The 23,347-nt window shown below is 71.0% G+C and carries 17 protein-coding genes and 1 tRNA gene; 2 read left to right on the forward strand and 16 right to left on the reverse strand.

Annotation, left to right across the window (positions count from 1 at the left end; genetic code table 11):
• Positions 1–46 precede the first annotated feature (46 nt).
• Positions 47–712, reverse strand: coding sequence for an EF-hand domain-containing protein (locus WQ56_RS17660; RefSeq protein WP_052772879.1), 666 nt, complete (start codon positions 710–712; stop codon positions 47–49).
• A gap of 151 nt (positions 713–863) precedes the next feature.
• Between WQ56_RS17660 and WQ56_RS06225 the strand changes: the two genes are divergently transcribed.
• On the forward strand, positions 864–1,616 hold the full coding sequence (locus WQ56_RS06225) for an arginyltransferase (RefSeq protein WP_047136223.1): 753 nt from the start codon (positions 864–866) through the stop codon (positions 1,614–1,616).
• Positions 1,613–2,863, forward strand: coding sequence for an endonuclease/exonuclease/phosphatase family protein (locus WQ56_RS06230; protein WP_231583365.1), 1,251 nt, complete (start codon positions 1,613–1,615; stop codon positions 2,861–2,863). Before WQ56_RS06225 ends, WQ56_RS06230 begins: the two co-directional genes overlap by 4 nt.
• Positions 2,864–3,008: 145 nt before the next feature.
• Here WQ56_RS06230 and pnp read toward each other — a convergent pair whose 3' ends face one another.
• The 15 genes from pnp to nuoL all read right to left on the reverse strand — a co-directional run bounded on the left by pnp (position 3,009) and on the right by nuoL (position 23,340).
• Positions 3,009–5,117, reverse strand: a complete 2,109-nt coding sequence (gene pnp, locus WQ56_RS06235; protein WP_047136224.1) for a polyribonucleotide nucleotidyltransferase — start codon at positions 5,115–5,117, stop codon at positions 3,009–3,011.
• 123 nt (positions 5,118–5,240) lie between these two features.
• Entirely contained in the window at positions 5,241–5,504 is a 264-nt protein-coding gene (gene rpsO, locus WQ56_RS06240; protein ID WP_047136225.1) for a 30S ribosomal protein S15, read from the reverse strand.
• Between the two features lie 151 nt (positions 5,505–5,655).
• A complete protein-coding gene (gene truB, locus WQ56_RS06245) occupies positions 5,656–6,627 on the reverse strand; it encodes a tRNA pseudouridine(55) synthase TruB (protein WP_047136226.1) in 972 nt (323 codons plus the stop codon).
• Positions 6,628–6,832: 205 nt separating this feature from the next.
• Positions 6,833–7,192 carry a 30S ribosome-binding factor RbfA gene (rbfA, locus tag WQ56_RS06250; RefSeq protein ID WP_047136227.1) on the reverse strand — a complete coding sequence of 120 codons (360 nt, stop codon included), beginning with the start codon at positions 7,190–7,192 and terminating at the stop codon, positions 6,833–6,835.
• Between the two features lie 102 nt (positions 7,193–7,294).
• Positions 7,295–9,895, reverse strand: coding sequence for a translation initiation factor IF-2 (gene infB / locus WQ56_RS06255; protein WP_047136228.1), 2,601 nt, complete (start codon positions 9,893–9,895; stop codon positions 7,295–7,297).
• A gap of 226 nt (positions 9,896–10,121) precedes the next feature.
• Positions 10,122–11,633, reverse strand: coding sequence for a transcription termination factor NusA (gene nusA, locus WQ56_RS06260; protein WP_047136229.1), 1,512 nt, complete (start codon positions 11,631–11,633; stop codon positions 10,122–10,124).
• Positions 11,634–11,641: 8 nt separating this feature from the next.
• Positions 11,642–12,268, reverse strand: a complete 627-nt coding sequence (rimP, locus tag WQ56_RS06265; RefSeq protein ID WP_047136230.1) for a ribosome maturation factor RimP — start codon at positions 12,266–12,268, stop codon at positions 11,642–11,644.
• 221 nt (positions 12,269–12,489) lie between these two features.
• Positions 12,490–12,566: transfer RNA gene (locus WQ56_RS06270), tRNA-Met, on the reverse strand.
• Between the two features lie 159 nt (positions 12,567–12,725).
• The gene (locus WQ56_RS06275) at positions 12,726–13,988 is read right to left on the reverse strand and encodes a cupin domain-containing protein (protein WP_052772880.1); all 1,263 of its coding nucleotides are present in this window, start codon (positions 13,986–13,988) and stop codon (positions 12,726–12,728) included.
• Entirely contained in the window at positions 13,985–16,438 is a 2,454-nt protein-coding gene (locus WQ56_RS06280; protein WP_197076443.1) for a DUF4135 domain-containing protein, read from the reverse strand. The genes WQ56_RS06275 and WQ56_RS06280 overlap by 4 nt, the downstream gene beginning before the upstream one ends.
• 4 nt (positions 16,439–16,442) lie before the next feature.
• On the reverse strand, positions 16,443–17,633 hold the full coding sequence (locus WQ56_RS19035) for a hypothetical protein (RefSeq protein ID WP_197076444.1): 1,191 nt from the start codon (positions 17,631–17,633) through the stop codon (positions 16,443–16,445).
• Positions 17,634–17,699: 66 nt separating this feature from the next.
• Positions 17,700–17,879 (reverse strand): hypothetical protein, encoded by a 180-nt coding sequence (locus WQ56_RS06290; RefSeq protein ID WP_047136232.1) that lies wholly within the window; start codon positions 17,877–17,879, stop codon positions 17,700–17,702.
• 308 nt (positions 17,880–18,187) lie between these two features.
• Entirely contained in the window at positions 18,188–19,651 is a 1,464-nt protein-coding gene (nuoN, locus tag WQ56_RS06295) for an NADH-quinone oxidoreductase subunit NuoN (RefSeq protein WP_156170400.1), read from the reverse strand.
• Between the two features lie 28 nt (positions 19,652–19,679).
• On the reverse strand, positions 19,680–21,191 hold the full coding sequence (locus WQ56_RS06300; protein ID WP_047136233.1) for an NADH-quinone oxidoreductase subunit M: 1,512 nt from the start codon (positions 21,189–21,191) through the stop codon (positions 19,680–19,682).
• A gap of 13 nt (positions 21,192–21,204) precedes the next feature.
• The gene (gene nuoL, locus WQ56_RS06305; RefSeq protein WP_047136234.1) at positions 21,205–23,340 is read right to left on the reverse strand and encodes an NADH-quinone oxidoreductase subunit L; all 2,136 of its coding nucleotides are present in this window, start codon (positions 23,338–23,340) and stop codon (positions 21,205–21,207) included.
• Positions 23,341–23,347: the final 7 nt, after the last annotated feature.

A 23,347-nucleotide genomic window follows, 5' to 3' on the forward strand; every position in this document is an offset into this window, starting at 1 on the left:
GCCATGCGGGGGAGGGTTGGGTGGGGGCCATCCGGCCAGCGGTGGCTCAGCGCTGCGGACGGCCGGCCTGCAGCTCCTCGCGGCTCAGCGTGCCGTCGCGGTTCTCGTCGAGCCAGGCGAAGCGCGCGGCCAGCCGCGGCAGTTTCTCGTCGACCTCGACGCGGCTCAGGCGGCCGTCGCCGTTGAGGTCTGCCTCGCGGAACATCGCGTCGAACCGTCGCTCGCCCTCGGCGCGCCGTTCGGCACGCTTTGCGTCGTGCCAGCGCCGCAGTTCGCTTCGGGTCAGGAAACCGTCGCCGTCGCGGTCGATCGCCGCGAAATCGGCAACCAGATCGATGCCGCGGCCGCCGCGCGCGTGCGGACCGCCGGGGCCGCCATGCGGCTTGCGTGCGCCCGGGTCCGACGGACGTGCGGCCTCGCCGTCGCGGGCCTGGCGCGCTGCCTGTCGTGCCTCGCGGCGGGCCTGCCCGGCCTGGCGCGCGGCCTCGGCCTCGGCGTGGCTGATGCGCCCGTCGCCGTCGGTGTCCAGGCGCGCCAGCGCGTCGACCGGATCGCCGGGCGGGCCATGGCGGCCGTGGCCGCGGTGCGGGGCGCCGTCGGTCGCGATCGGTGTGGCGCCGTCGGCGACGGCGGGCGAGCGGGCCGACGCGGTGCCGGCGGCGGCGAGGGTCAGCGCGGCGAGCAGCGCGGCGGAGAGCAGGGTCTTGTGCATGAGGGGCTTCCCGTTGCGGACGGCACGACGCCGCCCTGTGCATCGATCAACGCGCAGGCCTCGCGCTGCGTTGACGCCGCGGCGGCGCGGTTCAGCCTGCGGACGGCGGGCCGGTCGCATCCGATGCGACGCGCGGCGCTATCCTGCCGGCATGCCGCACCCGCCCCGTTCCAGCACGCCGGACCCTGCGGTCGTGACCGAGCTGCGCCTGTTCCACAGCGGCGCGCACGCCTGCGGCTACTGGCCCGAGCGCATCGCCCGCGATCTCGTGCTCGATCCGTACGACAGCCGCCTCGCGCTCGCCTATCCGCAGGCCCTGCGCTGGGGCTTCCGACGGTCCGGCGATCTGGTCTACCGGCCGCAGTGCGCGGGGTGCCGGGCCTGCGTCGCGGTGCGTATCCCGGTCGCGGCGTTCGCGCCCAACCGCAGCCAGCGCCGGACGCTGGCGCGCAACGCGGACATCGAGGCGCGCGTGCTCCCGGTCGAACGCAACGACGAGCGCCTGGCGCTGTACCGGCGCTACCTGCGCTCGCGCCACGCCGGCGGCGGCATGGACGACCACGGCGCACCGGAGTTCGACCAGTTCCTGATCGGGCGCTGGAACGAGGGCCGGTTGCTGGAGCTGCGGCTCCAGGGCCGGCTGGTCGCGGTCGCGGTTACCGACTTGGCCGACGACGCACTGTCGGCGGTGTACACGTTCTTCGATCCCGACGAATCGACACGCGGGCTGGGTACGCTGGCGATCCTGCAGCAGATCGCCTGGGCCCGACGCGAGGGCCGCGCGCACCTGTATCTTGGCTACTGGATCGAAGGGCACCGCAAGATGGATTACAAACGCAATTTCCAGCCGCTCGAGGGCTTCGACGGGCGGCAGTGGCGACCGATGACGGAGTGGGTGCGATGAGGCACGGCATGGTCTGGCTGGTGGCGGCCGCCGCCGCGCTGGCGCTTGTGGCCTGCGTCCGCGTCAACGTCCATGGCGACCGCCCGGCGGCGTCCTCGCCGCCCGCTCCGGCGGTCGGGGCGCTGCGTATCGCCACCTACAACACCTCGCTCAACAGCGACGTCCCCGGCGGGTTGCTGCAGCGCCTGCAGGACGACGACGAGGGCGCGCGCAAGGTCGCCGCGGTGCTGCAGCGGGTGCGCCCGGACATCGTGCTGCTCAACGAGTTCGACTACGTCGCCGACGGCAGCGCGGCGGCGCTGTTCCAGACCCGCTGGCTCGAGCGCGCGCAGCCGGGCGGTGGCGCGCCGCTGCACTACCCCTACCGCTACCTCGCGCCGGTCAACACCGGGGTGCAGAGCGGTCTCGACCTCGACGGCAACGGCACCGTCGGCGGCGAAGGTCGCGACCGCGGCAACGACGCCTGGGGCTACGGACTGCACCCGGGCCAGTACGGCATGCTGCTGCTGTCGCGCCACCCGATCGACGCCGCCGCGGTGCGCACGTTCCAGTCGCTGAAGTGGCGCGCGATGCCCGGCGCGCAGCGCCCGCACGACCCCGCAACCGGCGCGCCGTTCCATCCCGACGCGGTGTGGGCGCAGCTGCGGCTGTCGTCCAAGTCGCACTGGGACGTGCCGGTCCGCACGCCATCGGGCGTGCTGCACGTGCTGGCTTCCCACCCCACGCCGCCGGCGTTCGACGGGCCGGAGAAGCGCAACGTCGCGCGCAATCGCGACGAGATCCGTTTCTGGAGCGAATACCTCTCGCCCGGTCCACACGCCTGGCTGTGCGACGACGCGGGCCGTTGCGGCGGCCTGGCCGACGACGCCCGCTTCGTGATCCTGGGCGATCTCAACAACGACCCGACCGACGGCGCCGGCGCGCACGACGCGATCATCGGGCTGATGGAGCACCCGCGCGTGCTGCGCATGGTCACGCCGCGCAGCGAAGGCGCGGTCGAGGCGGCCACGCGCGACGGCGGCGCGAACCTCGCCCACCGCGGCGCGGCCGCGCACGACACCGGCAGCTTCGGCCCGCGCGTGGGCAACCTGCGGCTCGACTACGTGCTGCCGTCGGTCGGCCACGTGCCGGTCGGCAGCGGCGTGTTCTGGCCGCGCAGCGACGCACCGCACGCCGACATCGTCGACGGCACCGACCATCGGCTGGTGTGGGTGGACGTCGCGGTCGGCGACCTGGCGCGCGACTGATCCCATCTCCGGCCCCGTAGGCGCGCGCTCGCGCGCGAGGCGCTCCCGGCCAGGGCTCGCGCGCAAGCGCGCTCCTACCGACGGGGCCAACGAAAAAACGGGCCTTTCGGCCCGTTTTTCCTGGTCTCGCGATACCGGCCGGGCCTTACTCGGCCGGCGTGCCCTCGCCTTCGGCGACGGCCTTCATCGACAGGCGGATGCGGCCCTGCTTGTCGACTTCCAGCACCTTGACCTTGACCACGTCGCCTTCCTTGAGCACGTCGCCGACCTTCTCGACGCGCTCGTTGGAGATCTGCGACACGTGGACCAGGCCGTCCTTGCCGGGGGAGATCGTCACGAATGCGCCGAAGTCCATCAGCTTGACGACCTTGCCCTCGTAGATGCGGCCCGGCTCGACGTCGGAGGTGATCTGCTCGATGCGCGACTTCGCGGCCTGGCCGGCGGCGCCGTTGACCGAGGCGATCGTGATCGTGCCGTCGTCCTGGATGTCGATCTGCGTGCCGGTCTCCTTGGTGATCGCCTGGATGACCGAACCGCCCTTGCCGATGACCTCGCGGATCTTGTCGGGGTGGATCTTCATCGTGATCAGGCGCGGCGCGAACTCGCTGAGCTCGGCACGCGGCGTGGTCAGCGCATTGCTCATCTCGTTGAGGATGTGCAGGCGGCCTTCCTTCGCCTGTGCCAGCGCGACCCTCATGATCTCCTCGGTGATGCCCTGGATCTTGATGTCCATCTGCAGCGCCGAGATGCCGTTCGTGGTGCCGGCGACCTTGAAGTCCATGTCGCCGAGGTGATCCTCGTCGCCCAGGATGTCCGACAGCACGACGAACTCGTCGCCTTCCTTGATCAGGCCCATCGCGATGCCCGCGACCGGCGCCTTGACCGGCACGCCGGCGTCCATCAGCGCCAGCGACGAACCGCAGACCGAGGCCATCGACGACGAACCGTTCGACTCGGTGATCTCCGACACGACGCGGATCGTGTACGGGAACGCCTCCATCGTCGGCATCACCGCGAGCACGCCGCGCTTGGCGAGGCGGCCGTGGCCGATCTCCCGACGCTTCGGGCCCATCATGCGGCCGGCCTCACCCACCGAGTACGGGGGGAAGTTGTAGTGGAACAGGAAGTGTTCCTTGTACTCGCCGGCGACCGAGTCGATGATCTGGCCGTCGCGGGCGGTACCCAGCGTGACGGCGACGATCGCCTGGGTCTCGCCGCGGGTGAACAGCGCCGAGCCGTGGACGCGCGGCAGCACGCCGACCTTCGAGCTGATCGGACGCACGTCCGCCAAGCCGCGGCCGTCGATGCGCTTCTTGGTCTTGAGGACCGAGTTGCGCATGGTCTGGTATTCCTGCTCGCCGAACTCCTTCGACAGGTCGCCCTGCGACCAGGCATTGGCCTCGGCGTGCGGCGCGATCGTTTCGAGGATCGCCTTCTTGAGCTTGGAGATGGCGTCCTTGCGCTCGAGCTTGTCACGCACCTGGAACGCGCCCGCGAGCTGCTCGCCGATGGCGGTGCGCAGGGTCGAGATCAGGCTTTCATCGGCGGCCGGAGCCTGCCACTCCCACTTCGGCTTGCCGGCCTCGGCGACGAGCTCGTTGATCGCGGCGATCGCGACCTGCTGCTGCTGGTGGCCGAACACCACCGCGCCGAGCATCACGTCTTCCGACAGCTCCTTGGCCTCGGACTCGACCATCAGCACCGCCTTGGCGGTACCGGCGACGACGAGCTCGAGGTCGGAATCGGCCAGCTCGCTGGTCGTGGGGTTGAGCAGGTACTGGCCGTTCTTGTAGCCGACCTTGGCCGCACCGATCGGGCCGTCGAACGGCGCGCCCGACAGCGACAGCGCGGCCGAGGCGCCGATCAGGGCGAGGATGTCGCCGTCGACCTCGGGGTTGAGCGACATCACCGTGGCGATGATCTGGACCTCGTTGCGGAATCCTTCCGGGAACAGCGGACGGATCGGACGGTCGATCAGGCGCGCGGTCAGCGTCTCCTTCTCGGTCGCGCGGCCCTCGCGCTTGAAGAAGCCGCCCGGGATGCGGCCGCCCGCATAGAACTTCTCCTGGTAATCGACGGTCAGCGGGAAGAAGTCCTGCCCTTCGCGCGCGGTCTTGTTGGCGACCGCGGTGACCAGCACCTGCGTGCCGTCGCACGAGACCATGACCGCACCGCCGGCCTGGCGGGCGATCTCGCCGGTTTCGAGCGTCACCGTCTGGTTACCGAACTGGAAGCTCTTTGTCACTTTTGCCACGTTGAATTCCCTTGATGACTCTTGCGATGGACCGGCCGGAACCCTTGCCCCGGACGGGCGGACGCCGCACGCGTCCAGAAAAAACAACCGCGGCGCATTTCTGCGCCGCGGTGGGAGACGGGTTTAGCGACGCAGGCCGAGCTTCTCGATCAGCGCCTTGTAGCGGTCTGCATCCTTGCGGTGCAGATAGTCGAGCAGACTGCGACGGCGGTTGACCATCATCAGCAGGCCGCGGCGGCTGTGGTGGTCCTTCTTGTGCGTCTTGAAGTGCTCGGTCAGGTGCACGATGCGTGCGGTCAGCAGGGCGACCTGGACCTCCGGCGAACCGGTGTCGTTCTCGCCGCGCTTGTGTTCTTCGATGATCTTGCCGTTGTCGATCGTGGTCATGTGTTTCGCTCGTGACGCGCGTCCCGCAGAGACAGCGACGGATCGACCGCCGCGTACCGCCCGGACCGCCTGTGGATGGAGGTTGCGTTTCGCCTGGAAAAAGGCGGCCGAGATTGTATCGCCTGCGGTCCGGCCGGACAAGGCGACGCATTCAGTCCTGGGACGGTGCGCGCCTGAACATCCGCCGCGGCCACAGGCTGCCGTCGTCCTGCACCTGCGCCAGGCCCTCGGCGCGGCCGCCGGGACCGAAGACGGCGACCTCGCCGGGCGCCGCGAACGGGCCGGGCAGCGATTGCCCGTTCTGCAGCCGCGCCACCTGCCGCGGATCGACGTGGACGGCCGGCCAGGCCAGCATCCCCGCCTCCAGCTCGAGCAGGCAGGCCTCGAGCTGGTGCTCGCCGCGCGCGGCGAGCGCCAGGAGTTCGTCGAGCGTCCACATCCTCGGATCGCGGAACGGGTCGACCCACAGCCGGCGCAGTTGCGCGACGTGCGCGCCGCAGCCCAGCAGTTCGCCCAGGTCCCGGACCAGGCTGCGCACGTACGTGCCCGAGCCGCACTCGACGTGCAGCCGCAGCTGCGGCGCCCCGCCCGGATCGAGCACGCCGTCGAGCAGGTCGGCCGCCGATTGCAGCTCGAAGGCGTGCACGTCCACCGGCCGCGATTCGACCTCGACCGTCTCGCCGCGGCGCGCCTTGGCGTACAGCGGCTCGCCACCGCGCTTGAGCGCCGAGTAGATCGGCGGGCGCTGGTCGATGCGGCCGGTCAGGCGCCGCAGCGCGGCGTCGATCGTCGCCAGATCGAGCGGCGGCACCGGGCGTTCGCGCAGCAGTTGCCCCGCCGCGTCGTCGGTGTCGGTGACCTGGCCGAGCCGGGCGACGGTCGCATAGGCCTTGCGCGCGCCCAGCAGGCCGCCCGCGATCTTGGTCGCCTCGCCGAAGCACACGGGCAACAGGCCGGTCGCCAGCGGATCGAGGCTGCCGGTGTGGCCGCCCTTCTCGGCGCGGAACAGGTGGCGCACGCGCTGCAGCGCCTGGTTCGAGCTCAGGCCGCCCGGCTTGTCGAGCAGCAGGATGCCGTCGAGCTTGCGGAACCTGGTGCGCGGGCGGGATGGGGAACGGCTCATCGAAGCAATACTGGGCTTTTGCAGGGTATCCGGGAACACCTCGCGCGCCGGCATCGCGCGCTCATGCGTAGGCGCGCGCTTGCGCGCGAACGGGCTTTACCGGGAAAGTCTCATCGCGCGCAAGCGCGCGCCTACACACAGGTCGAGGAGAATGCCGGGGTCTCTCGGTTATTCCCGGACCCGCTTTTCGCGGGAAAGACGGCGGCTACGCGCGCTCGCCGCCGTCGTCGAGATCGCGCAGCAGGTGGTCGATGCGCTCGCCGCGGTCGACGGAATCGTCGTAGTGGAAATGCAACTCGGGCACGTGCCGCAGCTTGACCGCGCGCGCGAGACGGAAGCGGATCTCCGGCGCGACCGCCTTGAGTCCCTTCAGCGCTTCGGCCGCCCGCTCGGACTGCAATGCGGTCACGAACACCTTGGCGTGCGCCATGTCGCGCGTGACCTCGACATCGGACACGCTGACCGACGGCAGGCCATGCTCGGACACGGCCTCACGGACCAGGGTGCCGAGCTCGCGGCGCAACTGGGCGGAAACGCGGTCGGTGCGGTTGAATGACTTCGTCATCGGGAATGGGGAATCGGCAATAGGGAATGGGAAGAGCCGGGAAACGGGGCGAACGGGGAACCGGCGTTCCGATTCCCGATTCCCCATTCCCGATTCCCGGCCTTACAGCGTCCGCTGCACCTCGATGCGCTCGAAGCATTCGATCTGGTCGCCGGCCTTGACGTCGTTGTAGGCCTTCACGCCGATGCCGCACTCGGTGCCGTTGCGCACCTCGTCGACGTTCTCCTTGAAGCGGCGCAGCGACTCGAGTTCGCCCTCGAAGACCACGGTGTTGTCACGCAGCACGCGGATCGGCTTGGAGCGCTTGACCACGCCCTCGACGATCATGCAGCCGGCCACGGCACCGAACTTCGAGCTGCGGAAGACGTCGCGGACCTCGGCGATGCCGATGATCTCCTCGCGGATCTCCGTGCCCAGGATGCCCGACGCGACCTGCTTGACCTGGTCGATCACGTCGTAGATCACCGAGAAGTAGCGCAGGTCCAGACCGTTGCTCTCGACGACCTTGCGCGCCGACGCGTCGGCACGGACGTTGAAGCCGATGATCGTCGCCTTCGCCGCCGCCGCCGAGTTGGCGTCGGACTCGGTGATGCCGCCCACGCCCGAGACGATGATGTTGACGCGGATCTGCTCGTTCGACAGCGCGGTCAGGGCCTGCCTGAGCGCCTCGACCGAACCCTGCACGTCGGCCTTGACGACCAGGTTGAGCGACAGCTGCTGCTCGGCCTGGCCCATCTGCGCCATGATGTCTTCCATGCGGTTGCCCGCGGCCTGCACCAGGCGCGTCTCGCGACGCTTGGCCTCGCGCTGCTGGGCGACGTCCTTGGCCAGCCGCTCGTCGGCGACGACGACGAAGTCGTCGCCCGCGTCCGGCACGCCCGACAGGCCGAGCACCTGCACCGGGATCGACGGCCCCGCCGTCTGCACCTGGTTGCCGGTCTCGTCGAACAGCGCGCGCACGCGGCCGTACTGGACGCCGCAGACCAGGTAGTCGCCGCGCGCCAGCAGACCCTGCTGGACCAGCACGGTCGCGACCGGGCCGCGGCCCTTGTCGAGCGAGGACTCGATGACCGTGCCGGTGGCGCGGCCTTCGGCGACCGCACGCAGCTCCAGCACTTCGGCCTGCAGCGAGATCGCGTCGAGCAGATCGTCGACGCCGTCGCCGGTCTTGGCCGACAGCTCGACCGTCTGCGTGTCGCCGCCGAAGTCCTCGGCCACGATCTCGTGCTCGAGCAGTTCGTTCTTGACCCGGCTCGGGTCGGCGTCGGACTTGTCGATCTTGTTGATCGCCACGATCAGCGGCACCTTCGCCGCCTTCGCGTGCTGGATCGCCTCGACCGTCTGCGGCATGACGCCGTCGTCGGCCGCGACCACCAGCACCACCAGGTCGGTGAGCTTGGCGCCGCGGGCGCGCATCGACGTGAACGCCGCGTGGCCCGGGGTGTCGAGGAAGCTGATGACGCCCTTGTCGGTCTCGACGTGGTAGGCGCCGATGTGCTGGGTGATGCCGCCGGCTTCGCCCGAGGCGACCTTGGTACGCCGGATGTAGTCCAGCAGCGAGGTCTTGCCGTGGTCGACATGGCCCATGATCGTGACCACCGGCGGGCGGACGGTCTGCTCGCCCTGCACCTCGCCGACGTGGGCGATCAGCTCGCTCTCGGCATCGTCGGCATCGGCGCGCACCGCGGTGTGGCCCAGTTCCTCGACGACGAGCACCGCGGTGTCGTGGTCGATGGACTGGGTGATCGTCGCCATGACGCCCATCTTGAACAGCGCCTTGACCACGTCGCCGCCCTTCATCGCCAGCTTCTGGGCGAGGTCGGCCACGGTGATCGCGTCGCCGATCGCGACTTCGCGCACGACCGGCGCGGTCGGGCGCTCGAAACCGTGCGGGCCGGCGCCGCTGCGCGCGGGCGCGGCGCCACGGCGCTGCGGGCCGCGGGTCGGGCGACCGCGCGTGCTGGTGCTGCGGCGCGCCCGGTCGGACGCGCTCAGGTGCAGCTGCCCGGCGAAGCGCGCGGTGCTGTCGTCGTCCTCGACGCCCGAGACCATCGCGTGCGAGCCGCGGTTGCCCTTCTTGGCGCTGGCGTTGCGATCGTCGCTGCGCGGCGCCGGCGGCGCCTTGTGCGCGTGCGCATGGCCGCCGGCCGGCTTGCGGACCGTCGTCTCGGCGACTTCGGGAACGGCGGCCGCCGCCGCGGCCGCCTGGCGCAGACGCTCGGCTTCGGCCTCGGCCTCGCGCTTGCGCTGCTCGGCCTCCTCGGCGCGGCGCTTGTCCTCATCGGCCAGGCGCTGCTGCTCGGAGAGGTTGCGCTGGCGCGACTCCTCGAGCTTGCGCAGGATCTCGGCGCGCTCGCTGTCGGGATCGACCGGTGCCCCGCCATCGGCAGGCCGGCTGAGCGTGACCTTCTTGCGCACGACCACGTCGACCGTCTGGCGGTTCTTGCCGCCGCCGACCGTCAGCTCCTGCTTGCGGCTGCGGCTAAGCGTGATCTTCTTCGGCGCGGCGGTCTCCTCGGCCGGGGCATCGCCCTTGCCGTGCGCGCGCTTGAGGAAGCCGAGCAGCTTGAGCTTCTCGGCACTGGTCACGACCTGGTCGGGATTGCTGAACTGCATGCCCGCCTCGGACAGCTGCTCGAGCAGTTTCTCGACCGGCGTATTCACCAGTGCGGCCAGCTTGCGGATGGTGGTTTGTTGCGACATTCGTGATTCCGGTTCCTTGCGCGCCGCCGAAGGGGGCGGCGCAGTGGATTTGTCATTCTAACGCTGCATGGGGTGCTTTCCGAACGCGACCGCCTGCGACGACCGAGCATCTGCGAGACCCCTCGCGCCCGGAGGGCGCGCGTCCCGCGCATTCACTGCGGCCTTCCCGGCGGTCCGACTACGACGTCGGGCCGTCCTGCCCGGCCGCCAGCGGCCGGGCGGCAGATCACCCCTCCCGTTCCAGGCGCGCGATCTCCTCGGCGCGTGCGGCCAGGATCAGCGCCGCCGCGCGCGACTCGTCGAGCCCGTCGATGCCGAACTCCAGCACCTCGTCGGCGCCCAGGTCGGACAGGTCCTCGCTGGTGCGCACGCCGTGCGCGGCGAGCGCGAACGCGGTGTCCTCGTCCATGCCCTCGAGCGCCAGCAGGTCCTGGGCCGGCGCGTTCTCGTCGGCTTCCTCCTCGACCGCGAGCGCGTCGTTGAGCAGCGCGTCGCGGGCGCGCGAGCGCAGTTCCTCGACGATGTCCTCGTCGAAGCCCTCGACGGCGAGCAGTTCGCCGACCGGCACGTAGGCGATTTCCTCGACCGTGCTGAAACCCTCGGCGACCAGGATGCCGGCGATCTCCTCGTCGACCTCGAGCTTGTCCTGGAACAGCCCGCGCGCGGCGGCCTGCTCGGCCTCCGACTTCGCGGTGACCTGGTCCTGGGTCATCACGTTGAGCTGCCAGCCCGCCAGGCGGCTGGCCAGGCGCACGTTCTGGCCGCCCTTGCCGATCGCCTGGGCCAGCTTGTCCTCGGCGACCGCCAGGTCCATCGCGTGCTTGTCCTCGTCGACGACGATCGACTGCACCTCGGCCGGCGCCATCGCGTTGATGACGAACTGCGCCGGGTTGTCGGACCACAGCACGATGTCCACGCGCTCGCCGTTGAGCTCGTTGGACACCGCCTGCACGCGCGAGCCGCGCATGCCGATGCACGCGCCGATGGGATCGGTGCGGGTGTCGTAGGCGACGACGGCGATCTTGGCGCGGTCGCCCGGATCGCGGGCGCAGGCCTTGATCTCGACCAGGCCCTGGCCGACTTCCGGCACCTCGAGTTTGAACAGCTCCATCATGAATTCGGGCGCGGCGCGGCTGATGAACAGCTGCGGGCCGCGGGGCTCGCTGCGCACGTCGTACAGATAACCGCGCACGCGGTCGCCGGCGCGCACGACGTCGCGCGGGATCGCCTTGTCCTTCTGGATCAGCGCCTCGGCGTTGCCGCCCAGGTCGACGTAGACGTTGCCGCGCTCCACGCGCTTGACCACGCCGGTCACGAGCTCGCCGACGCGGTCCTTCCACGCATCGACGACCTGCTGGCGCTCGGCCTCGCGCACGCGCTGCACGATCACCTGCTTGGCGGCCTGGGCGGCGATGCGGCCGAAGTCGACGTTCTCGATCTGCTCCTCGATGTAGTCGCCGACCTCGACGCCATCGGCCTCGTCGACCGCGTCCATCAGACGGATCTGGCGATCCGGCGATTCCATCACCACGTCGTCGGCGACGACCTCCCAGCGGCGGAAGGTCTCGTAGCTGCCGTCCTTGGGGTCGATCGCCACGCGGGTCAGCACGTCCTGGTCGATGTAGCGCTTCTTGGCCGCGGTGGCCAGCGCGGCCTCGATGGCCTCCAGGATGACGGTCTCGGGGACGCCCTTCTCGCTGGCGACCGCATCGACGACCAGCAACAGTTCCTTGCTCATCTTTTCATTCACTCCGCACCGGCCGGCTTGCGCCCGGGCCGCTTGTTGTCACGTGGTGTGTTGTCTGCGTTGCGGGCCCCGCCGGCGGCGCGGCCCTTCTTGTCCTTCGACGGCGCCAGGCCCAGCGCGGCCCAGTCGGGAACCAGCCGCGCCTTGTCGATGTTCTCCACCTGCACGGTCAGCGGCGTGCCGTCGACGTCGAACGTCACGGTCTCGCCGTCGACCGACGCGATGCGGCCGGTCAGGCGACGGCGCCCGTCCTGCGGCAGCTTCAGGCCGACCTTCGCGGTCTGCCCGGCGAAGCGCGCGAAGTGCGCGAGCTCGAACAGCGGGCGGTCGACGCCGGGCGAGGACACCTCGAGCGTGTAGTTGCCGCTGATCGGGTCCTCGACGTCGAGCTGGGCGGACACCTCGCGGCTGACCGCCTCGCAGTGCTCGATGGTCACGCCCTGCCCGCCCTCGCCGTCGGCCGGATCGCCGTCGGCGGCGTCCGTATCGGCAGCCGGCACGTCGATGTAGAGCCGCACCAGCGCGCCGCCGGGCGCCGGCAGGTACTCGATGCCCAGCAGCTCCAGGCCGAGGGACTCGACCGTCGCCGCCAGCATCGTCTTGAGTTGTGTCGCCTTGTCCGCCACTCGTCCCTCGCGTTGTCCGGTACCGCGTCCGATCGCCTGCGCTTCGACGACTTGCCGACGGCGCGCATCGGTTTCTCCGGTCGTGGAAAACGACAAGGGGCCCGACGGGCCCCTTGTCCGATACCACTGGATGTCGGCGCCGAAGCGAAGCAGGAGCTTCGGCAAGCCCAGACTTTTCGCTTCCGGGCGCCTTGCGGCCCCCGTCGATCACGCGAAAAATTTGGTAGCGGGGGCAGGATTTGAACCTGCGACCTTCGGGTTATGAGCCCGACGAGCTGCCAGACTGCTCCACCCCGCATCAGGAGTGCGATTATGAAGCGAGCGGTGCGGGATTGCAAGCCAGAACATCGTGGCGGTTCCCGTTTCGCATCGCTCGATCGTGTGGGCGAACCCAGGTCACGACCGACCGCGCATGCATCATAACGCAAGCGCCGCCACGCCCGCTACGGGCAGTGCGCTACGGCGCTGACGTGCACGCGAGCGCGCGCGTCGACACCAGCCATGCGAGCAGCGCATGGGCTTCGTTCCGACGCATCGCCGCCGCATGCGCCGGCGCGTCGCCGAACGGCGCGAGCAGCGCGGCGACGTCGATCGCCTCGCCGCCGTCGAGACGGCGCAGCAACGCCGCGGCCGCATCGTCGAAGCGCGCGACGCGGCGCACATGGCCGGCCGCGCCGCACAACGCGCCGCCGTCGTCGTGCATCCAGGCGACCGGGCACGCGGGATCGGCGAGCCGCACCCGCGCGCCCGCGTCGAAGCGCCCGGGCGGCATCGCCGGCGGCGGTGGCGCGAAGCCGCCGCCGGTCAGCAACGACAGATAGCCGGCGGCCGCCGCGCTGCGCAGCGCCTGCGGCGACGCGAGCCGTCGTGCCCGCTCCAGCGCCGACGCGATCCCGGGCGGCCGGTCGGGATCGCCCCCGGACGCGGCGCCGTCCAGGGGCGCCGCATCCTCCGCATCCTCCGCATCCGCCTGCCGGACGATCGCATCGAACTCGTAGCGCAGGGCATGGCCGTCGCGCGGCACGCCGACGTTCACGCTGGTCGCCACGTCCGTCCCGATCGTCTCGCCGACGTGGTAGTAGGCCGACGGCCAATACAGCACGTCGCCGGGACCGACCTCGATGGCGAACGAGTCGGCCAGGTGCTGCGCGTAGTCGACCCGCGTCGCCACCGCGTCGCGCCAGGGGCGCGTGGGCCAGAACCGCATGCGCTTGCGTCCCTGCAGCACGAACACGAACGTCGAAAAGCGGTCCTTGTGCACGCCCACCGGCGTGCGCTCGTAGTTGCCGTGGAACAGCGTGGTGATCGCCCCGGTCGCCGGCAGCCCGACGTGCGCCCACAACCCGCGGAAGAACCGCCGTCCGGCCTCGAAGATCCGCGCGTCGTGCCGGTGGAACTCGTTGACGATCAGCGCGTAGGCCGCGTCGTCGCCGGCTGCGCGCAGGACCCGCCGCGCGTAGGCGTCGAAGCTGCCGTCCTCGCCGCGCGGCAACCAGTCGCCGGGCTGCCGCAGTTGGCGGTCGTCGAGCACGAACCGGCACGCGGTCTCGCCCGCGGCCGCCTCGCGCGCCGCGGCGGCCGCGGCGTGCAGCGCCGCGTCGGTGGGGTACGGCGCCCCGCCCGCCTGGCGGTAGACGACGGGCCGCACGTCCCAGCAGGTCGCGACGAAACGCGCCCAGTCCACGGGGCCAAGCTCTTCGATGCAGGGCATGTCGCTCATTCCACATCTCCACCGTAGGTGCGCTGCAGCAGGTCGCGGTACTCGGCGAGCGGCGACAGCCCCATCCGCCGTCGCCGCGCATCGACCGCCGCCGGCTGCTCGAGCGGATACGGGACCAGCCGCCCGCGACGCCGTCTGAACTTGGTGCCGTAACGCTGCCGGCGCCCGTCGCGCACGCAGACCGCGTCGGTGAGATACGCCAGGTGACGCAGCGGCACCTCGCCCCCGGCGGCGGCGGCCTCCACCAGCGCCAGGCAACGCCGCTGGAACGCCGCGGCCTCGCGGCCGGCATGCTGCGCGAGCGCGGCGGCGGCATCGCAGGCCGGCCCGCCAACGCGCGCGACGGTCGGCCAGCCGTGCGCGTCGAGCACCGTCTCGAGCCATGTCAGCGCGGCACGCGTGAGCCCTCGAAGACGCGCCGCCAGCGCGCGATCCCGGAAGCCGCCGGCCGCCCACTGCCGGCGCAGCGCACCGTCGATGCGCTGGATCGCCCGCAGCCGCCGGCCCACCGCCGGCAGGCACGGCGCGGGCGCCGGCAACGGCCGCGTCCGCACCTCGATCCGGCGCCGGTTCCAGACGTAGAGCACGCGGCAGCCTGCGGCCGGCCAGTCGAACCGGACCTGCCCGGCCTGCGCGTTGCGGATGCGCAGATCGACGCCCAGCGCCGGGTCGCGCAGCCGCCAGCCGCCGCCGGCGCGCCAGGCCTCGGGCGCGTCGCGCGCGAGCGCCGGGTACGCATGCGCGACCGCATCCTGGAGCAGCGTCGCCAGGTCGACGACGTCGACGCGACGCGCCAGCAGTCCGCGCAGGTCCGGCACCAGCGCCGGCACTTCGGGCGTCACCGGCCCCGCCGTGCGCGCGCGCAGGAACGACGGGGCATCGAGGCACTGCAGCGGGCCGCCGTCGAGCGCGGCGAAGAAGTACGGCACGTCGCCGCGCGCCAGTTGCGCGCGCTCGTCGTCGCCGAACGGCGTCCGCTCGTCGCGGGCCCCGTCGCCGGCCTGCGCGGCGAGCGCACGCGCATAGGTCGCCGTCAACCGCACCAGCACCCGCACCCGCCCGCCGCGCATCGCCCGCCGCAACCGCGCGTCGAACGCGCGCCGATGCCGCAGCAGGCAGGTCCACGCATCGAACATGCCGCGCAGCATCGCCGGCAGGTAGCGTGCGGGTCCGAGATTGCCCGCCTCGTCGGCGACCGCCGCGCGCGACGCATCGCGCGCCCAGGGCGCCGCCACCGGGCGCAGACGCAGGGCGCCGCCCGGCGCTGCGAAGAAGGCCGCGGCCGGCCCTTCGACCGCGTCGGGCCGCAGCCGCGACGCGAGCCCGGGATGGCTGCCGCAGGCATCGGGCGCCACCAGCCCGGTGCCGGTCAGGCGCTGCATGCCGCAGCCGAACACTTCCATGTCGACGACGTAGGGCATCGGCGCCGGCGCGCCGGGGCGGATGCCGCACAGCACGTTGCCCTCGCCCAGGTCGGTGGCGCCGATCGCGTGGCAGGCCACGCCCAGCGCACCGGCCGAGCGCCAGTACGCCGTGGCCGCGCGCGGCGGCAACCGTGCGCCCGCGATCGATGGCTGGGCCGGGTCCAGCACGCCCCACCCGCGCGGCGGCGCGATCCAGTCCTGCCAGCTGTAGGTCCAGCGGTCTGGCCCGGCGCCGCGCCAGACCCGCAGCGTGGGCAGGACCAGCGGACCGGACACCGGGTCCAGGGCGTTGAGCCAGGCGAACAGCGAGGCATCGCCGTCGTCCGCGCCGGCTGCGAGGAACAAGCGCTCGCCGTCGACCGGTCGGGGCTTGTAGGCGATGCACATGCCGCCGCGCAGTCGCAGGCACAACACGCGCTGACCGCCGTTGTGGGTCTCCGAAGGGCTGGCCCACAGCCCCATCACCGGCCCGCGCACGGCATCGCCGAAGACGCCGGCATCCAGGTCGCGGCGCAGACGGCGCACGAAGCGTGCGAGGAATCGCTGGAAGCGCGCGCAGCTGCCCGCGAGCGCCTCCGCCTGGCCCGGCCCACGGAGGGCGCAACGGACGAAGGCTTCGCCGACCAGCGGCGCGAACAGCGCGGTGTTGCCGAACCCGAGTACCCGGCGGGCGAAGAGGTCCGCGTTGTCGTCGGCCAGCGCCCTGCACCAGGGCCCGATAGCCTCGAGCATGCCGACGAACGGGGCGAACGCCGGCCGGGCCAGCGCCGCCGCGAGCCGGCGCGCGTCGTCCGGCCCGCGCAGCGGACCGAGCGTCTCGATCAGCCCGTCCCGGCGACGTCGCGCGCGTGGCGGCAGCAGTGCACCGGCACCGCCACGGGCAACCGCGCGGACGAACGCCCGGGTCTCGGGCGGCAGGCGGACCGGCGGTCCCGCGACCGGCAGCGCGAACACCGCGTCGGCCGGCAGCCGTCCCCGGGCCGGATCGCGGCGCCCGTGCACATCGGGCCGGACGCGACGCGCCAAGGGCTCAATGCCCCCCGGCGACGTCGGCGGCCTCGCGCACGACGCCCCGCGCGGCGCACAGCTGCGCCAGGGCTGCCCGCAACGCGGGATCGGACCCGCAGAGCGCCGCCACGGTCGAGGCGCCACCGCGCGCGAGCGCCCCGCGGAGCGCGCCGCTGGCGGGCGTGGCGTCGACGGCCAGCGTGTGGCCGTTGACCGCCCACAGCCACGTCCCCTCCCCGGCCGCGGTTTCGAGGATGCGGGCACCGGGCACCGCGCGGATGCTGTCGGCCGGCGACAGCACCGGCGCCTTGGCGCAGCCCGGCGCCGGCTCCAGTGCACATGCACTCGCCCGTGCGAGCCACTGCACGCGATGGGCGAGCTCGGCGGTCGGTCCGGCCACGAAGCCGCCGAGCGCCTCGACGCCGCGCGCAAGCGCGTCGGGCAACGCGACCGCGCCATCGGCCGCGACCGCGGGCACGGACGGCAGCGCCGGCACGCCACCCTCGGGATGGACCTCGGGCTGCACCAGGGAGGCGAACAGCTCGACCAGTTCGCGCGCGGACGCGGTCCGCTGCACGGGAATCTCCAGGCGCAGCGCCACGCAGCCGGCCGCGTCCGCCGCCTCCATGCCCTCGCCGGGCGGGCGGTACAGCACCTGGCCGGGACCGGCGAGCTGCGCATCGCCGCCGGCGGCCGGCCTCACCATCACCCGACCGAGCAACGGCACGATCAGCGTCGCGACGCCGTGCGTCGCCACGTCGCGGCGGTAGCGTCCCAGCAGCAGGTACGCGGTCACCGGCCGGGTCGGACAGCCCAGCCGCTCGCACCACCCCCACAGGAAATCGCGCACGTGTCCCCAGGCCGCCGCATCGGCGACCAGCGGCGATTCGATCTCCAGCCACGCGGGCACGTCGGGGCAGTCGTGCCGAAGGCGGCGCAGATAGGCCTGCGGCGAGTCGTCGCGCTCGTCGGGCAAGCGCGCGCCCGGCGCCCGGATTTCCGCGTTCCCGGCAAAGAAGCGCACCGCCGGCACCGCGAAGAAACGGATTCCGGCGCGCGACGGGCGGGCGATGGCGATGGCCAGCCGATGTGCCGAGGCGACGGGCCACAGCGGTGTCACGGGCAGGCACACGGGCCGGCCCTGGCGATGACAGGCCGCCAGGCGATCCCAGTCGAAGGCGGCGGCAGGCGCCGATGCCGATGCCGTATCCATGGCCGATGCCATCCTGTCACGAAGACCGCACCCGCCCGGCATCGCCGGCCGGGTGCGGACGTTCGCTCAGACGCAGTAGATCGTGCGCGAGCAGGTCACCTGCGGCGCGATGCCGGCGGTGTCCAGGGCCGTGCCCTTCGGCGTCTGCTTCTGCATCTGCCCGATCAGCCGATCGAGGTCGGACCTCGCATCGGCGGCCGGGTTGCGACGGGTCCCCTGATCCTTGCTTGCCTTGACCTTGTCCATGATCGTCTCCTTTGCTGGGTTGGGTGACGTCCGGCGCGGCCTGGCGACAGGCCGGAGGATCCGGCGAGCCGCACGCCGCACCGGCCCGCCGTCGTCGACGGGCGATCCCGGGGTATCACGCCCGTCCGGAGCCATGCAAGTGAATGCGCCGCCGGCATGCCCGGGCCATGACGCGGGTCACATCGCCGGACGCGGCGGCACCGCGCCGCTGCGCCGGGCGCAAGGGCGCAAAACAACGCCGGCCGGGTCGAGGACCCGGCCGGCGGTGGATGCGCATGCTGTCCGCGCGTCGCGCGCGGCGCCTCGGGTCAGGCGAACGCCTGCTGGCACCAGGCCATCAGCGGGCTCCAGAACAGCCCCAGCCCCAGCAGCGCGAGCGCGTTGACCGCGAACACGATGCGCAGCAGCGGGCCCTGGCGCTGCTCGACCGGCACGGCGTTGGGCGCGTCGAAGTACATGACCTTGATCACGCGCAGGTAGTAGAACGCGCCGATGACCGCGAACACGATGCCGACGATCGCCAGCCACAGCAGATCGCCTTCCAGCGCGCCCTGCAGCACGACCAGCTTGGCCCAGAAGCCGAGGAACGGCGGCACGCCGGCCAGCGAGGCCATGATGCACAGCACCAGGCCGGCCATCCACGGGCTGCGCTGGTTCAGGCCCTTGTAGTCGTCGATGCGCTCGGCCTCGAAGCCGGCGCGCGAGAGCATCACGATCGCGCCGAACGACGCCACCGACATGATCGCGTAGCTGATCGCGTAGAACATCGCCGCCGCGTGTCCGGTCTCGCCGCCACCGGCCAGGCCGAGGAACAGGAAGCCGACGTGCGAGATCGTCGAGTAGGCGAGCATGCGCTTGAGGTTGGTCTGCGCGATCGCGAACAGGTTGCCGACCGCCAGCGACAGCGCCGCGAGCAGCGCCAGCAGCAGCTGCGACTGGTCGTGCACCTGGCCCAGCGCGGTGTCGAGCAGGCGCCAGGCCATGCCGAACGCGGCGAGCTTGGGCACCGAGCTGATGAACGCGACGATCGGGGTCGGCGCACCGTGGTAGGTGTCGGGCAGCCACATGTGGAACGGCGCGGCGCCGAACTTGAACGCGATGCCCACCAGCACGAACACCATGCCGGTCAGCAGCAGCACGCGCCCCTCGCCCACCAGCCCGCCGATCGCCTGGTCGATGCCCGGCAGCGACAGCGTGCCGGTCGCGCCGTAGATCAGCGACATGCCGAACAGCAGCATGCCCGAGGCCAGCGCGCCGAGGACGAAGTACTTCATCGCCGCTTCCGACGACAGCGGGTTGTCGCGGTCGCAGGCGACCAGTGCGTACGAGCACAGCGCCAGCAGTTCCAGGCCGACGTAGACCATGGTCATGTTGTTCGCCGAGACCAGCAGCATCATGCCGGCGCTGGTGAACAGGAACAGCACCGGGATCTCGCCGTGGTACAGGCCGCGCTCGCGCAGGTAGGGCCACGCGTAGCCCAGCGCGATCGCGCCGACGATCAGGCCGGCGACCTTCAGCACGTCGGCCCCGGCGTCGCGCACGAACATGTCGGCCAGGATCGTGCCGTGGCCGCCGACGCCGGCGGCGATCAGCACGGCTGTGCCCAGCAGCGTGGCGACCGCCAGCGCATGGGTGACGATGCGGCGGCGCGGGTCGAGGAACAGGTCGAGCATCAGCAGCGCGAACGCGCCCAGGATCACGACGAGCTCGGGCACGATCGGGCCGAGCTCGGCCAGCGTGCGGACGGGGGGCGTCATCGGAGCGGAAATCATCGCGGCACGGCTCTCATTGAATATGGACTCACAGCTTGCTGGCGGCGATCACGTTCGCCAGTTGCGCGATGGACGGCTCCATCAGGTCGGTCAGCGGCTTGGGGTAGACGCCGATCAGCAGCGTGCCCGCGGCGAACACGCCCAGCACCAGCGCCTCGCGACCGTTGATGTCCTTGAGCGCGGCGACGTGCGCATTGGCGACCTCGCCGTACAGCACCCGCTTGACCAGCCACAGCGTGTAGGCCGCGCCGATGATCAGCGTCAGCGCCGCGAAGAAGCCGATCACCGGATGACTCTGGAACGCCGCCAGGATCACCATGAACTCGCCGACGAAGCCCGACGTGCCCGGCAGGCCGGAGTTGGCCATCGCGAACAGCACGTAGAACGCCGCGAACCAGGGCATCACGTTGGCGACGCCGCCGTAGTCCTTGATCATGCGGGTATGCATGCGGTCGTACAGGATGCCGATGCACGAGAACATCGCGCCCGACACGAAGCCGTGGGAGACCATCTGCACCATCGCGCCCTGCAAGCCCAGCCGGGCGGCATCCCCCGCGTCGACGTCGCGCACCAGCGCGAAGGCGATGAACACACCCAGGGTCACGAAGCCCATGTGCGAGACCGACGAATAGGCCACCAGCTTCTTCATGTCCTGCTGGACCAGCGCCACCAGGCCGACGTACACCACCGCGATCAGCGACAGCGCGATCACCAGCCAGGCCCACTCGTGGCCGGCGTCCGGCGTGATCGGCAGGTTGAAGCGCAGGAAGCCGTAGCCGCCGATCTTGAGCATGATCGCCGCCAGGATCACCGAGCCGCCGGTCGGCGCCTCGACGTGCGCGTCCGGCAGCCAGGTGTGCACCGGGAACATCGGCACCTTGACCGCGAACGCGGCGAGGAACGCGAAGAACAGCCAGGTCTGTTCGGTCGCCGACAAGCGCACCGCGTACAGGTCGGGCAGCTGCCAACTGCCGGCCTGCAGGTACAGATAGATCAGCCCGACCAGCATGAACACCGAGCCGAGGAACGTGTAGAGGAAGAACTTGACCGAGGCGTAGACGCGCCGCGGGCCGCCCCAGACGCCGATGATGACGAACATCGGGATCAGCATCGCCTCGAAGAACACGTAGAACAGCATCGCGTCCACGGCGCAGAACACGCCGATCATCATGCCCTCGAGGATCAGCATGGCCGCGTAGTACTGGTGCACGCGCTTGCTCACCGACGTCCAGGCGCCGATCAGCACCAGCGCGGTCGTCAGCGTGGTCAGGATGATCAGCGCCACCGAGATGCCGTCGGCGCCCAGGTGGTATTCGATGCCCAGCGACGGGATCCACTCGCGGCGCTCGAGGAACTGCATCCCCGCGTTCGCGTAGTCGAAGCCGGTGAACAGCGGGATGCTGAGCGCGAACACCACGATGGCGATCGCGAGCGACACCCAGCGCACGGCATCGGCGCGGCGATCGCCCAATGCGAGCACGCAGGCGCCGCCGAGGATCGGCAGCCAGATCAATAGACTGAGAAGAGGCCAGTTCGACACGTGGGTATTTCCGTCAGCGCCAGTACTTGATGAGGACGGCCAGGAGCACGATCAGGCCGACGATCATCGCGAATGCGTAGTGGTAGAGAGCGCCGGACTGCAGCCGGCGGACGAGGCCCGAGACCAGGTCGACGACGCGCGCCGAGCCGTTCACGAACAGGCCGTCGATGACCTTGGTATCGAACACGCGCGACAGCTTGCCCAGCGCGACGCCGCCGCCGGCGAACCCGCCGATCCACAGGTCGTCGGCGAAGTACTTGCGCTCGAGCACGCGGATCGGCAGCGCGAACACCCGCGCGGCCTTGGCCGGCAGTTCCGGCTTCCACCAGTACATCACCGTGGCGAGCACGAATCCGGCCACGACCAGCCAGAACGCCGGCGCGACGAAGCCGTGCAGTGCGAACGCCACCGGGCCGTGCCACAGCTCTTCCTTCAGCGTCGCCAGCACGTCGTTGGACGCCAGCACGTGGATCACGCCGTCGAAGAAACCGCCGCCGGCGTGGTGGCCGGTCCAGTCGGTGCCGAACAGCATCGGCCCGGCGGTGAAGTAGCCGATCAGGATCGACGGGATCGCCAGCAGGATTAGCGGCAGCGTGACCACCCACGGCGACTCGTGCGGCTCGTGCGCGCCGTGGCCGTGATCGTCGTGCGCCGCACGACCGGCGGCGACATGGCCGTGGCCGTCGTCGTGCAGCGGCTCGTGGCGGGTCTCCTGGCCGTGCGCATCGTGCACGGCGTGCGCGTCGGAGGCGTGCGCATCGCGGAAGCGCTCCTTGCCGAAGTACGTCAGGTACAGCAGGCGGAAGCTGTAGAACGAGGTCACGAACGCGCCCAGCAGCACCGACCAGTACGCGTACTGGTAGACCCAGCCGCCGTCACCGGCGTGCTTGGCCGCCTCGATGATGGTGTCCTTGGAGTAGAAGCCGCTGAAGAACGGCGTGCCCACCAGCGCCAGCGTGCCGATGACGCTGGTCCAGAACGTGATCGGCATGTACTTGCGCAGGCCGCCCATCTTGCGCATGTCCTGCTCGTGGTGCATGCCGATGATCACCGAGCCGGCCGCCAGGAACAGCAGCGCCTTGAAGAAGGCGTGGGTCATCAGGTGGAACACCGCGGCCGAGTACGCCGACACGCCTAGCGCCACGGTCATGTAGCCCAGCTGCGACAGCGTGGAGTACGCGACGACGCGCTTGATGTCGTTCTGCACGATGCCGATCAGGCCGGTGAAGAACGCGGTGGTCGCGCCGATGAACAGGATGAACTGCAGCGCCGTCTCCGACAGCTCGAACAGCGGCGACATGCGCGCGACCATGAAAATGCCGGCGGTGACCATCGTCGCGGCGTGGATCAGCGCCGAGATCGGGGTCGGGCCTTCCATCGAGTCGGGCAGCCACACATGCAGCGGCACCTGGGCCGACTTGCCCATCGCGCCGATGAACAGGCAGATGCACACCAGCGTCGCGACCGACCATTCGAAACCGCTGATCACCTCGACCGTCTGCCCGCCGCCGATCGTGGCGTCGGCCGCTGCGAACACGGTCGCGTAGTCGAGGCTGCCGAACCAGTACAGCACGCCGGCGATGCCGAGCAGGAAGCCGAAGTCGCCGACGCGGTTGACCAGGAACGCCTTCATGTTGGCGAACACCGCGCTGGGCTTCTTGAACCAGAAGCCGATCAGCAGGTACGACACCAGGCCCACCGCCTCCCAGCCGAAGAACAGCTGGAGGAAGTTGTTGCCCATGACGAGCATCAGCATCGAGAACGTGAACAGCGAGATGTAGCTGAAGAAGCGCTGGTAGCCCGGGTCCTCGGCCATGTAGCCGATCGTGTACAGGTGCACGAGCAGCGACACGAAGGTCACCACGACCATCATCATCGCGGTCAGGTTGTCGACCAGGAAGCCGACGTGCGCCGAGTAGCTGCCGACCTCGAAGAACGTGTAGACGTTCTCGTTGAACGGCGCGGCGCCCTGCAGCAGCTGCCACAGCGTGTAGACCGACAGCGCGCAGCTGACCGCCACGCCGGCGATCGTCGCCACGTGCGCGCCCGCGCGCCCGACCTGGCGACCGAACAGGCCCGCGATGATCGAGCCCAGCAGCGGGGCCAGGACGATCGCGACCAGGATGCCCTTTGAAATCGTGTACTCCATGCCCGGC

The organism is Luteimonas sp. FCS-9 (assembly GCF_001014645.1).
Lineage (GTDB): Bacteria > Pseudomonadota > Gammaproteobacteria > Xanthomonadales > Xanthomonadaceae > Luteimonas.

What these genes read in the sequence shown, in the direction of transcription:
- WQ56_RS17660 (WP_052772879.1), bottom strand. Translation starts at nt 712, where the DNA reads ATGCACAAGACCCTGCTCTCCGCCGCGCTGCTCGCCGCGCTGACCCTC.
- WQ56_RS06230 (WP_231583365.1), top strand. Translation starts at nt 1,613, where the DNA reads ATGAGGCACGGCATGGTCTGGCTGGTGGCGGCCGCCGCCGCGCTGGCG.
- rpsO (WP_047136225.1), bottom strand. Translation starts at nt 5,504, where the DNA reads ATGACCACGATCGACAACGGCAAGATCATCGAAGAACACAAGCGCGGC.
- WQ56_RS06225 (WP_047136223.1), top strand. Translation starts at nt 864, where the DNA reads ATGCCGCACCCGCCCCGTTCCAGCACGCCGGACCCTGCGGTCGTGACC.
- rbfA (WP_047136227.1), bottom strand. Translation starts at nt 7,192, where the DNA reads ATGACGAAGTCATTCAACCGCACCGACCGCGTTTCCGCCCAGTTGCGC.
- truB (WP_047136226.1), bottom strand. Translation starts at nt 6,627, where the DNA reads ATGAGCCGTTCCCCATCCCGCCCGCGCACCAGGTTCCGCAAGCTCGAC.
- nuoL (WP_047136234.1), bottom strand. Translation starts at nt 23,340, where the DNA reads ATGGAGTACACGATTTCAAAGGGCATCCTGGTCGCGATCGTCCTGGCC.
- infB (WP_047136228.1), bottom strand. Translation starts at nt 9,895, where the DNA reads ATGTCGCAACAAACCACCATCCGCAAGCTGGCCGCACTGGTGAATACG.
- WQ56_RS06275 (WP_052772880.1), bottom strand. Translation starts at nt 13,988, where the DNA reads ATGAGCGACATGCCCTGCATCGAAGAGCTTGGCCCCGTGGACTGGGCG.
- nuoN (WP_156170400.1), bottom strand. Translation starts at nt 19,651, where the DNA reads ATGATTTCCGCTCCGATGACGCCCCCCGTCCGCACGCTGGCCGAGCTC.
- WQ56_RS19035 (WP_197076444.1), bottom strand. Translation starts at nt 17,633, where the DNA reads ATGGATACGGCATCGGCATCGGCGCCTGCCGCCGCCTTCGACTGGGAT.
- WQ56_RS06290 (WP_047136232.1), bottom strand. Translation starts at nt 17,879, where the DNA reads ATGGACAAGGTCAAGGCAAGCAAGGATCAGGGGACCCGTCGCAACCCG.
- nusA (WP_047136229.1), bottom strand. Translation starts at nt 11,633, where the DNA reads ATGAGCAAGGAACTGTTGCTGGTCGTCGATGCGGTCGCCAGCGAGAAG.